Source organism: Parabacteroides sp. Y3-G-102, assembly GCF_023656845.1.
Lineage (GTDB): Bacteria > Bacteroidota > Bacteroidia > Bacteroidales > Tannerellaceae > Parabacteroides > Parabacteroides distasonis.
Genome location: NZ_JAMOKU010000003.1, coordinates 142,375 through 154,682, shown reverse-complemented (window position 1 = coordinate 154,682; position 12,308 = coordinate 142,375). Strand labels below are relative to the sequence as shown.

At 42.7% G+C, this 12,308-nt stretch carries 10 protein-coding genes; 4 read left to right on the top strand and 6 right to left on the bottom strand.

Annotated features, from left to right (window positions below; all coding sequences use genetic code 11):
• The first annotated feature begins 24 nt into the window (after positions 1-24).
• Entirely contained in the window at positions 25-549 is a 525-nt protein-coding gene (locus NBH16_RS02600; protein WP_121961257.1) for a GNAT family N-acetyltransferase, read from the top strand.
• Positions 550-623: 74 nt separating this feature from the next.
• Here NBH16_RS02600 and NBH16_RS02595 read toward each other — a convergent pair whose 3' ends face one another.
• From NBH16_RS02595 to NBH16_RS02570, 6 genes are all read right to left on the bottom strand, one after another.
• Positions 624-1,106: a hypothetical protein gene (locus tag NBH16_RS02595; RefSeq protein ID WP_005861117.1), complete on the bottom strand. Its 483-nt coding sequence runs from the start codon at positions 1,104-1,106 to the stop codon at positions 624-626.
• A gap of 6 nt (positions 1,107-1,112) precedes the next feature.
• Positions 1,113-1,808 (bottom strand): histidine phosphatase family protein, encoded by a 696-nt coding sequence (locus NBH16_RS02590; protein WP_008773916.1) that lies wholly within the window; start codon positions 1,806-1,808, stop codon positions 1,113-1,115.
• Complete coding sequence (locus tag NBH16_RS02585) at positions 1,784-2,452, bottom strand: AAA family ATPase (protein ID WP_034527662.1); 669 nt, start codon at positions 2,450-2,452, stop codon at positions 1,784-1,786. The genes NBH16_RS02590 and NBH16_RS02585 overlap by 25 nt, the downstream gene beginning before the upstream one ends.
• Positions 2,430-3,251, bottom strand: a complete 822-nt coding sequence (locus tag NBH16_RS02580) for a 3-deoxy-manno-octulosonate cytidylyltransferase family protein (RefSeq protein WP_250788071.1) — start codon at positions 3,249-3,251, stop codon at positions 2,430-2,432. Before NBH16_RS02580 ends, NBH16_RS02585 begins: the two co-directional genes overlap by 23 nt.
• 11 nt (positions 3,252-3,262) lie before the next feature.
• Positions 3,263-4,522, bottom strand: coding sequence for a sialidase family protein (locus tag NBH16_RS02575; RefSeq protein WP_008780660.1), 1,260 nt, complete (start codon positions 4,520-4,522; stop codon positions 3,263-3,265).
• 224 nt (positions 4,523-4,746) lie between these two features.
• Complete coding sequence (locus NBH16_RS02570) at positions 4,747-8,205, bottom strand: DUF6383 domain-containing protein (protein WP_250788070.1); 3,459 nt, start codon at positions 8,203-8,205, stop codon at positions 4,747-4,749.
• A gap of 1,041 nt (positions 8,206-9,246) precedes the next feature.
• Between NBH16_RS02570 and NBH16_RS02565 the strand changes: the two genes are divergently transcribed.
• The 3 genes from NBH16_RS02565 (at position 9,247) to lpxB (ending at position 12,215) form a co-directional block, all read left to right on the top strand.
• The gene (locus tag NBH16_RS02565) at positions 9,247-10,164 is read left to right on the top strand and encodes an Rpn family recombination-promoting nuclease/putative transposase (RefSeq protein ID WP_250788068.1); all 918 of its coding nucleotides are present in this window, start codon (positions 9,247-9,249) and stop codon (positions 10,162-10,164) included.
• 125 nt (positions 10,165-10,289) lie between these two features.
• Positions 10,290-11,057 carry a 5'/3'-nucleotidase SurE gene (surE, locus tag NBH16_RS02560; protein ID WP_195300755.1) on the top strand — a complete coding sequence of 256 codons (768 nt, stop codon included), beginning with the start codon at positions 10,290-10,292 and terminating at the stop codon, positions 11,055-11,057.
• Between the two features lie 24 nt (positions 11,058-11,081).
• Positions 11,082-12,215: a lipid-A-disaccharide synthase gene (gene lpxB / locus NBH16_RS02555; protein ID WP_196009644.1), complete on the top strand. Its 1,134-nt coding sequence runs from the start codon at positions 11,082-11,084 to the stop codon at positions 12,213-12,215.
• Positions 12,216-12,308 lie beyond the last annotated feature (93 nt).

The following is a 12,308-nucleotide window of genomic DNA, read 5'->3' as shown; positions in this document are numbered from 1 at the left end:
CGCATCAAAATAAAGCGAAGTCATATGGACATACTAGAAATAACGCGAAAGCAAGATCCTCTCTATCCTACCTTTGAGCAAATATATACGGCAAGTTTCCCTCTATTTGAGCAGCGAACAGAAGAACAACAAGAACAGGCCTTCCAATCTCCCAACTATCATCTAGTGGCTTATCTGAAAGACAACCTCTTTATCGGCTTTATCTCATACTGGGATTTTAGCACCTATGTATATATCGAACATTTCGCCATTCATGAGAACTTTAGGGGACAAGGATACGGCGGTTTATTGCTGGAGGATTTTAATAAACGCCTGAATAAGATTATCTTATTAGAGATCGATCCTATTACGGATGAAACTTCCTCCAAGCGATTAAAGTTCTATAAAAAATGCGGCTTCTTCGAAAACCATTACAACCATTTCCATCCCCCTTACAGAAACACCTATCGAGGGCATGCGTTAATCATCCTGACAACAGAGAGGCAAATAACTGAGGATGAGTATATTCAATTCGGTTTCGACTTGCGGAATATTGTCATGGCAAATTAAGAAATAAATATAAAAGCCCCGATCGTTTCTTCGATCAAGGCTTTATTAAATCACCAAAAGCCGAAAATAATGAACTAAGGAGGACAACACCCTTCCTTTCGTAAATTTTCGCATACATCCCGAATAACCGCATATGGCTTTTTATCATAGCCACTGTCAAAAAATTTTTCCATGGCTTCGACTGTGTCCAGATAAAGCCATGCCCCTTTCTTCAAGCAAATCAATCTTACAAAACGAGCCTCTATTAGTTTCTCCAACTTCATATAGGCTAAAGTATCATAAAAATATTTCACCAAACGTCTCGCCTCGTCATACTCAAAGGCTTTCGGCAAATTATTTTTCATATCACTCTCCCATTGTTCCAACCGATATACCCCCCGCTTTATATCTTTCAATTTACGTAAAGCCAATTTCATGTCCTCCTTCGCATATTGCGAGATAAAGAACAGATACATATCCGAGGTATTTTTAGTGGTAGCCTGTCTTAAAGCATAAAGAGACAAAAGCACACTTAATACACTAACTACCAAAGCTGTTATATTCCATATATCTTCCATGATTTATCATTTAAAAAGTTTATAAGCCTTTATTCCCCAATCCGTACACCTCCAATGATCACCCACACAATCGAATATACAAACCCCACCTGTCGGAACCTTAATATCATGAGTCGCACAGAAATCCTCATAATTCCCCAGAATATAGGGGGAGAAACGCATCACTCCATTGGAAGAGACTAGTAACCAAGTCTCACCATCAGGGATACTAGCCGCCAAATCCTGCCAACCGCTTATCAGTTTCTCTACATCTACGTTCCATCCTAACGGTACCACGGCCTTCTCATTCCATTGGGCGATCACGGAAAGTCCCCTCTCCACGATCCGATCTTCCGTTAGGTCTTTCCGGTCCATTCCCTCCTTTTCTAAATAGAGAGATCCCAAACGTTTTATTACATGATCTTCTACCATATTCTCATCCGGCCCATAATCAATCTCTTTAAGACGTAAGTCTTGAATGATAGGCAAATCCACATTCATTTCCTCCAAGATATAGTTAGCGGTCTCCAAGGTGCGTTTTAAGGGGGCCGAAATCACCTTGTCGATCACAATCCCCTTTTCACGTAAATAACGTCCCGCAGATCTAGCTCGTTCCTCCTCTACCAGAGGCAAATCAGTTCTAGCTCCAACCCGAGTCGGAGTCTCTCCCGCACGAAACGTATTACCATGCCGTACGATCACAAGTTTTCTACATTTTTCCATGGTTGTATTAATTTAAAGTCATCTACTATTTTTTGATATTCAGGTAACAAATCTATCAAGCAATCCCAACGTTTTTTTACTTGCTCCTCCGGGAAAAAACGATTCCTCCGAGCCAATCTTTTGATAACCATTTCTGGTGTCGCATCGATGCACACCATATGAATCCGATATCCAAGACTCTTTATCTTCTTATACAAATCCACATGTTCTCTCAACGCATTACTATGTTCAAATAAAATAGGCCACCCATTCCTCAATCCCAACAAAAGAAGACGGTAACCTAAAAAACGAGCAGGAAGTTCCCAACGTAAGAACGCATTCTCCCTATCTAGCGAGTAATCTGCTTGATACCCGGATAATGCCTCCATGATAGCGTCGAAAGCAATATGCAAACAAGGCCCATTCTCAGATAGCCATTCCTCCGCCCAATACGATTTACCGGATGCGGGTATACCACATATATTCAAGAGTAAGGGTGATTCCGATGTCCGCATATCCACCTTTTGGCTGTCTACCCAACAGTCAAAATCCATCCATACCGGACCAGCATCACAGCCAGAAGGTAGAACCTCCTCCAAAGTATGGTAGGGAGATAAAATAGAATCTACGATTCCATCTAAGTCACGAAAGATCGAACTCTCCATATTTCTCAAGTATTTCCTCAACCCGTTTGACATCTTCCGGGGAATCAACCCCGCTTGTTGTCTCACGTCCCCGATAATCAACGTCTACGACCCTCATTTTGATGCCATTCTCTAAGAAGCGCATCTGTTCCAATCCTTCTATATAAGAGCGTTCATACACAGACGGAGGTAATGAGAAATAAGAGTCGAGGGCTCGACCGCTATACGCATATAAACCCACATGCCGCCTGACAGGGCTTTTAGGCAAAAGATCCCTAGCCTGATCTTCCTTACGGATAGCGGGTATGGTTTGTTTCGAGAAAGCTAAGGCATATCCCAGCCGATCCACCAATACCGTCGTGCCGGAATAAGGGGTTTCCTTTTTCATCGCCAGTAATTGATCGTATTCGCTCCATCCCAACAAGACCGAGGCGGTAAGGACCTCCGCCTTCTCCTTTCTCCATGTATCGATCAGATCTTGCAAGATCCAAGGAGGACACGTGGGATTATCGCCTTGCAGATTTATTATCAGTCCGGGATTGGTGTCCTGTTTCCTTACCGCCTCATAGCAACGTTCCGTACCACTTTTACAATTCGTGGAAGTCATCATCACCGGAATCTCCCGGGATTCGCAAAACGAGACGATGCGCTCATCATCCGTAGCTACCAAATAAGAACAAGACTCATTTTTGCGACATACAAAATACGCTATATCCGAGACCCGTTTTATCATCTCTATACCTTTAATCTTAACCAAAGGCTTACCCGGCAACCGGCTTGAATCATACCGAGCCGGTATTACAATCAGTACTTTTTCCATAATCACTTCATTTAATAGATTAACATTCTAAACCGTTTAATTTTATAATATGTAATACAATCAGAGTATTGAGGGTCCTTTGTATGATCATCCGCCGCACGGCAAACCACGTGCATATCCTCACCTACGATACATAACGAAGGATAATTTCTTGAATATAATTCATTCCCTTGGCAAGCGATCATCCCAGCCATACACCAGTCCACACAATTCTTCGAGAATAATAATTGTAAACGATGCCTCTCATTATTCGGGAGTCCATACCGGGAAGTCTCAGGTAATGAGCTTATCGTCCGCATAGAATCGAAAGATTGATTGGATGCCATCCAATACAATCGGGATATTTCATCATACACTATAAAGAATTTCAAATGGCCACCGGGAAAGGGCAAGAAAAGCAAGGTCTGTCCGGAAGGAGTCTCTTGAAAGCCAGTTACCATCTGGCCGTTCTTATCTTCCCTCACTTTTAATAAACAAGCGTATCCAATCCCTCCGGTATGCGCACGAAGAAACATATGGAACGTTTTCCCCTCCGGATCATACCAAATATGATGTTTATCCTTTATTTGAACCACTTGAGCCTCCAGCCATCCAGTGGGCGCATTAAAACGACCGGGAGCCAATTCCAGCGGCTTATTGGTCAATGACTCGTAAAAAGGAATGCCAACCCCTTCCGGGAAATGTACCTTATCCCTGAAAACAAAAGGATCGGAACGTCGCCAAGAAGACGCATCCAGTAAATCATCGTGAATAGAGCAAGATAGCAAGGTAGGGCTCAAACCCGCCACATTCCAGCCTTCTATCTCCGAGTTATAAAAACGCTGTTCCATCGCCAAGTAAACCCGCTCGTTAGCGAAAAGAACATTACAGGCAGAAGAATGCCATTTCTCACCTTGGGAGAGAAACGAGGGAACGCTCCACGTATTCCCATCATCTTCCGAGCATATAATACATAAATCGCCTGCGTTTCCTATGATATATATCTTTTCCCCTATACAAAAAGGGCGGGCATGCCAAAAATTAAAATCCGAGATAAAACACCAACTAGCGCCTTGGTCGTCCGATACAAAAATCTTACCGATACCTAACCGTCTTGTCCTTTCCGTGTACAGCTGCGAAGAAGCATAGATTTCTTTTACCCCCTTGCCGCCCAAGTCGAAAGTCACGACCAAGCGTCCCGTCGAAGTCACGGTGATTCCGGGAGTATAACAATAAATGTCTTCCGGACTAATTGATTTATAGATCAATGTTTCTTGAGTAGATATAAGCATAGCACGAGATTTAAGAGTACAAAAAAAGGTCACGACATTTCTTCACAGAAGTTCTCGTGACCTGAGCTTTTAATTTATTACTTTAGTATTAATACCCCCGCATGTTCTACCATCGCGGTGTACTTGAAGAATCTATCTCCGCACGGGAATTTCAGAATTATAAATATCTTCTTAAAGGAAGAGATGGGGGATTCCCCCATCTCTTGACCTATCTATTTGTTTAATTATTTAACAACCACTTTAACAGCTTCCTCACCATCAACAGCTACAGCTACGATACCGGCAGGTACGGCAATTGTTGCGTTATCAGATGTAAGAACTGTCTCAGCGACTACCTTACCTAAGATGTTAGAGATAACTACTGACTTACCAACGGCGCCTTGGATAGTTACAGTACCGTTATCAGTTGTGATGGAAACACCTTCCACAGCTTCGATTGTCTCGTTGTCTGTAGCGATATCGTCACCTTGCTCTACGTTGAAGATTAAAGCGTCATCACCACCGGTAGCAGTTTCGTCAAACTTAGAATCATCTTTATCAGACAATACCAAGCAACCATTCTGCATTTTCAACCAAGCAGCTTTTGTAGGAGCGATGTCAAGACCATCTGCCTGCATTGATTCGAACAAGAATGATCTATCAGCCTCAACCTCATTAGCGGCAGCATTTCTGTTAACGAAACGCATTGACCAAGTCACATACTTGTGGTTGTCACCAGATAAAACATATTTGTAAGATACGAAGTTATCCTTGCTTACACCAGCCTTCTTAGCAGCAGCCCAAGCTGCTTCCTCAGCCTTATTTAAAGCCTCAATCGTGATCTCCTCATTCTTCAAGTTCTTGAATTCGTCTCTCAAGATGAACAATGTATCAGCTACACGAACAGCCTCTACGAAACCGGCACGATCATATTTCTTCCACATATAAGCGGCGTCTTTCTTCGCATCGGAAGTATTAGCCTTATCATGTTTCAAAGCGAAATCATGGAAGTTGATCAAATACTTACCTCTCTCGAAACCGGGGATAGCAGGAGTTGCGTGAGAGCACTTATCAGCCTCTACCTTATTACCCTCGTTGTCGAAGTGATTGTGAGTATATGTACAAGGAACACCCGGTGTACCCTCGAAGTCGTTACGATCGATTGAGATCAAATACTGAGGTTTGATATTACCAGCGCCACGATTTACCCATGCCGTATCAACGATGAATGACAAGCCATCTTCCGTCTTATCCGGAGTGTAGATACCTAAGAAATCGATATCACCATTCATGAAATTCTTGTTGTTCTCAACTTGCAAGTACTCTTTACGATATTTCTCGATGAAACGTAATGTATCAGCCTTGTCACCTTCATTACCTTCAAGCTCAAGAGAATTGAAACGACGGTAAAGCGGAGTCTCATCCGGTTCGATAGCGAATGCGGATGTTCTGGATTCTTTCAATACTTGAGATTTCAATGTAGCAGAACCATCATAGTCTGATACACCAGCCTTGTTTTCTCTAGAGATTGAATAATGTACATCATTTACATTATTATCGTCTTTAGTTGTAGACAAAATAGCATAGTAGCATTTGCCAGTTTCCTTAATCTCATTATTTTCCTTGAAGAAGAACGGAGTGACAGGCTCATTACCTTCTTTTGATCTGTAATCGTTATGAGTAGGTACATTGAACTTATCCTCTTTATTGATAGCTAAGCCAATACCATTTAATTTCACTACATAAGCCGTTCTATAAAGTTGTTTCAAGCCTTTGATACGATCTTGATGTTCTTTCTCAACCTTGAAACCAAACTTCTCTACCGCATATACAGAGCTGTTTGCACTTCTCTTAGCAGTATCTACATTAAAGGCAGATACACCAACATTAACTGTCAAAGTTGAGTCTTTAGAAGACTTAGCGATGTATTTATCCGTCGCATACGGATGCCAGTAATTAAATGTATATTTATTAACCTTCAACTCATCGTTCGTTAAGTTCTTATAACCTAACAAAGAATCAGATACAGCCTCAGCCGGAACCTCTACAAAACGTAAGTCACTCTTTGCATTTACTGTAAATTTCTCATGAGTTCCACCACCTTGCGTTAAATCTACATCACTCTTTGTATATATATATTCCGTATCGGCATTCTTATACAGGCTAAATGTACCTTTCGCATCATCAAACTCACGGTTAGTAGCCGTTACTGAAGACAGATTATTCTGATCTTTAGCGTTTGTCTTCAAAACAACCCATTGATAGGCTGGCATATGAGCTACATTTTGCTCATCAGCATTCACAGTAGTCCAACGAATCACGCCATTCTCATAGATCGGAGAAGCTAAGTACTCACCCTTCTTGTTCATGATGTAGTAAACACCATCCTTAACAGAGGTCTTTGATTGATCGGCCTCGCAACCACCATAACCTAATTTGATGGTTGTATTCTGTTTGGAATAATCAACGGTCAAGATACGAGTCTCATCCTTGATCAAATCTTGCAAAGACACACGCCAATTATTTCTTTGGTTGTCTGTCTTTTGATAAATCTCTTTCCAATATTTTACCTTATCATCATCACCTCTCCAAGTGATCTTTTTCACATAGATCTTCAATTCATCTTTGCTAGGAGAATAAACAAATAAGAACTTATGTTGATCTTGTAAATCCCCTAAGCGATCAATAGCCTCTTGTGTTTTGCTAGGACCAGTCCAGCCATAAGCCAAGAACTTAGCACCGGTCTCATTTGTATAAGCTGTATCGACCTTCAAATAAGTGTCCTTATTATCATCGTTCTTACGTGTCACATAAAGCCATTCGCCATTTGTCAAAGTCGCAGTACTGCTAGCATTCACATCGTAATACTTGTTATCACCTGTAGATTCAGCGATAAATTCCTTCTCGTTGAACGGATTCTTTAAGCTGGTACCCTTAACATCCGGAGAGAAATTCAATTTAACACCCGCATCAGCATCCTGCAAATCGAAAATCTTATTCAATTGATCCGCATCTAATACGATATCTTCTGCTTGATACAAAGTAAAGCCAGAAAACGTATTCTTCGCTTCAGTTGAAAGGTTTGAAAGATCTGTAACGTCTGTAGCAGCTGTAGGATCTACCTTTACATCATTCAAGGCATATTTAGCGACCTTGATAGTTCCGTTATCGTTCAACAAACCAATAACAGAGTCTGTGCTAAAGTGAGAATACAAAGGAACATTCTTCTCCAACTTATTCAATACAGAAGAAAAGGCCCAACCAGAGATCTCACCACCGATTATAGGCTTCCACCAATAGCCCTTCTTACCATCCGCACTTTTCAGATCATCACCCATAGCGATATCCAACATCATGCCAGTACCCTTGTTCATGAAATCGAATTTTACCGCTTGACCTTGACTATACGGCTGAGTAGTCACACACCATAACGTATTTTTCAAAACGAAATCCTTATCATTGGCACTCATTGCGACCAATGAATATTCGCCATTCACTTCCTTCATCATCAAGATCTGATCATTCGCATCTCTCAATTGATAAAGGCCGCCCTTGGTATCTTTGTCATACGTAGGCAAAGCTTGTGCACTTTTGTTAATGTCAAGAGCCACTCCGTCCTTAACATCAGCAAGATTCTGCGCATTAGCAGATACCGCAGCAACAAGCGCAGCACCTGCCAAAAGAGTAGAAAACTTTTTGTTCATAATAAATAAATTAATATTAATACTAGTGTTTATTAAGATAATCAACCTGTTAGACTAATTGAAAATCGTCGTTTGCTATTAAAAACGACTAGTCTAAACGATCGTCTAAATCTTGCGTTTTTTGAGCGTCGAAACGGGAGGTTCGTTGAAGGAATCGCTTGTTTCGTGAAGGATAACCTATCCTATTGATAAGAAAGAGAATAAGCGATAAAAAAATCGTCTGGAAGGGTTGCAAGTATCGAAGAAATGCGTACCTTTGCAAATGACTAAAAGAATCGATCGTTTAAACTAGTCGTTTCTATACTAGAAAAATATTTATTAATCATATAAACTTTACTCTCCTATACTAATGTACACATGTACATTTATATCTATATCAAAATATAACACTTTGACATCTTGTATTCTTAACTCCCGGAGAATCGAATTTTTTAGGCTCACCCGATAAATCGTGGGGATAATCTCGCAATGTACTTTTATCTACACTTCAATTTGTTTATCGCACGTTTCACGTCAGCCAACTTGCTTTATGTCAGTGATATGTTGTAAAGGCTGTGAAAGGGAGCGCAGAGATGCCTACGAAGAGTTGTTACCGTTGAGTCTTTCTATTTAATACAAACATTATCGGCAGTAGCTTGCTCTATCTACCCATGAAATCGTTTCACGGTTGTGATACAATCTTTTCACCTATGCGAAACGATTGTATCACGTAGGTGAAAAGATCTCTTCACGAATGTGAAATGATCAGATCATGTAGTGCCTGGCCATACTATCCCTTGGTGGAATATACATTCAGGAAAATTATCCCCACGATTTATCGGCTGATCCGGTATTTGAAGTAGTTACATTATGCCTCTCAAAAAACACGTACGAGTTTTTCGAAAAACATGTACGTGTTTCCGAAAAAACTCGTACGTGTTTTCTTAAAAGCTAAAACGATGCCTATCCTATTAAAAAAGTAGTATCTTTACAACCGGAAGACAGGGTGCCCCGTCTTATTATACTATTATTCATTATTAATCACTGAAACCTATAAACACTATGGGAAAATTTATCAATCCCTTCACCGATTTCGGCTTCAAGCACATATTCGGCAGGGAAATGGACAAGGACATACTAATCGAGTTCCTGAACGACCTCCTCGAAGGGGAGTATACGATCATGGACTTGAGGATCATGAACAATGAGCGATTGCCCGAGACAGAGCAAGGAAGGAAGGTCATCTTTGACATTCATTGCGAGACCGACAAGGGCGAACGGATCATAATCGAGATGCAGAACAGGGAACAGCCCCACTTCAAGGACAGGGCCTTGTATTACCTCTCGCACTCGGTGGTGGAACAGGGGATAAAGGGAACATGGGACTATGAGCTGGCGGCCGTGTACGGTGTTTTTTTCTTGAACTTCACGCTAGACGAGGAGAACAGGCCAAACAATAACAGGAACGAAGGAAAGTTCCGAAGGGACATCGTGCTGGCGGACCGAGAGAACGGACAGGTATTCAACCCTAAGTTCCGCCAGATCTATATTGAGCTTCCCCGATTCAACAAAGAGGAGGAAGAATGCGAGACCGATTTTGAACGTTGGATTTATGTACTAAAGCATATGGACACATTAGACAGAATGCCATTCAAGGCACGCAAGGCCATATTCGAGCGGTTGGAACGCATCGGATCCATGGCGAACCTCACCCCCAAACAACGGGCGCAGTACGAGGCGGAGTGGAAGATGTATAATGATTATTACAACACCTTGGACTTCGCCGTCGAGAAAGGCATGAAAAAAGGGATGGAAAAAGGATTGCAGGAAGGTTTGCAAGAAGGTTTGCAAAAAGGAAAAGCAGAAGGACGACAGGAAGAGAAACACTCCATAGCACTTAATCTTAAGAAATTAGGAGTTAGTATAGAGCAAATCGCCTTTGCCACCGGCCTCTCCATAGAAGAAATAGAGAAACTATAATAATCTGAGACCTTTCGCCTGATCAACAACTGATTAGGCGAAAGGACAACTCCCATCCCTCACACCCCAACCATTGTTCGCAAATTATTGTTACCTTTGTACGACAACTATAAGGATAAAACGATATGACAAACGAGAGACCGTTGATTCTGATCACGAATGATGATGGCGTATGGGCCAAAGGTATTAACGAATTGATTGAGTGCCTGAAAGATCTAGGCGATTTGGTGGTATTCGCTCCCGATGGACCTCGTTCCGGGATGGGTAGTGCCATTACATCTTTAGTTCCTATCAAGTATACCTTGTTGAAAAAGGAGGAAGGACTTACCATCTATAGTTGCACCGGGACACCGGTTGATTGCGTTAAATTAGCGATTAATGAGGTTTTGGAGCGCAAGCCCGATCTGTTAGTCTCCGGTATCAACCACGGGGGGAATATGGCTATCTGCGTAAATTATTCCGGAACGATGGGTGCCACCGCCGAGGGCTGTATTTTCAACGTCCCTTCCATGGGTGTATCCTTACTGGACCATGCGGCCGATGCCGACTTCTCCGAATGCTGCCGTCTTGGACGTATGCTGGCACGCCGGGTATTAAAAGAAGGCTTACCGCACGGAACCTACTTAAACCTCAACGTGCCGAAGCTACCGCAAGTGAAAGGATTGAAAGTTTGTCGCCAAGCTGACGGTCGTTGGGTACGTGAATTCAAGCGTTCCGAGAACGCCAGTGGAGAGCCCGTATTCTGGTTGACAGGAGCTTTCGAAAGCGCCAAACCCATCCACCCGGACAATGATATGCTTGCGCTGGACAGCGGATACGCCTCCCTAGTCCCCTGCAAGATCGACGTTACGGACTACGACTTCATGGCCACCCTAAACAACTGGATCCTTTAATTTTCAATTCTCAATTTTCAATTCATGAAGTATTACCTGATAGCCGGAGAAGCCTCCGGAGACCTGCACGCCTCGAATTTGATGGCAGCCTTGAAAGAGAATGACCCGAAGGCCGAGTTCCGCTTTCTGGGCGGCGATCTGATGAGAGCCGTCGGAGGAACCCTTGTCAAACATTACCGGGAAATGGCGTTCATGGGCTTTATCCCGGTATTGCTGAACTTGCGCACCATCTTAAATAACATGAGGACGTGCCAAGAGGATATCCGCCGCTATCAGCCAGATGTCGTCATTTTAATTGACTATCCGGGATTCAACCTGAAGATCGCCAAATACGTGAAAACCCAGTTGGGACTCCCGGTATATTACTACATATCCCCCAAGATATGGGCCTGGAAGCAATACCGCATCAAGGACTTCCGGCGTTATGTAGATCGTATGTTCTGCATCCTGCCGTTTGAGACCGAGTTTTTCCGGAAGCTTAATTATTCGGTAGATTACGTAGGAAACCCTTCCGTAGACTCCGTCGCCTATTACAAGGAGCATCAAGCGATTCCCAAAGATGCATTTATCAAAGAGGAAGGATTGGCCGACAAGCCTATCCTCGCCTTGCTATCTGGTAGCCGCAAACAAGAGATCAAGGATAATTTACCGACCATGCTGAAAGTAGCCTCCGCATATCCCGACTACCAGCCAGTAATAGCCGGAGCGCCGGGCATCGATCCCGCCTACTATCAAGAATACATAGGCTCTTATCCCGCCAAGATTGTGTTCGGTAAAACCTATCCCTTGCTACAACATAGCGCCGCCGCCTTGGTAACCTCCGGCACGGCAACCTTGGAAACCGCCCTGTTCCGGGTTCCGCAAGTCGTTTGCTACTATGTCGTAGCCGGACAGTTGGCCAGCTTTATTTTCAAGCATTTCTTCCATACGAAATACATATCCCTCGTGAACCTGATCGGGGGACGGGAGATCGTACAGGAACTATTTGGAGCCCGCTTCTCCGAATCGCAAATACAAGACGAGCTAGGACGTATCCTACAAGATCCAGCCTATCAAAAACGAATGCTAAACGGATACGACGAGATTATCCATACGCTAGGAATGCCCGGGGCTTCAAAGCGTACGGCACGGCTAATCGTTGAATCCCTTGGTTCTTAACATCTTTTATTAACGTCTTTTGCAGCATTTCATCCCGAACTTACATCTTTCCTCATAGAACGATGAAATGTGAACTTTTTAAGAAACAAAAGG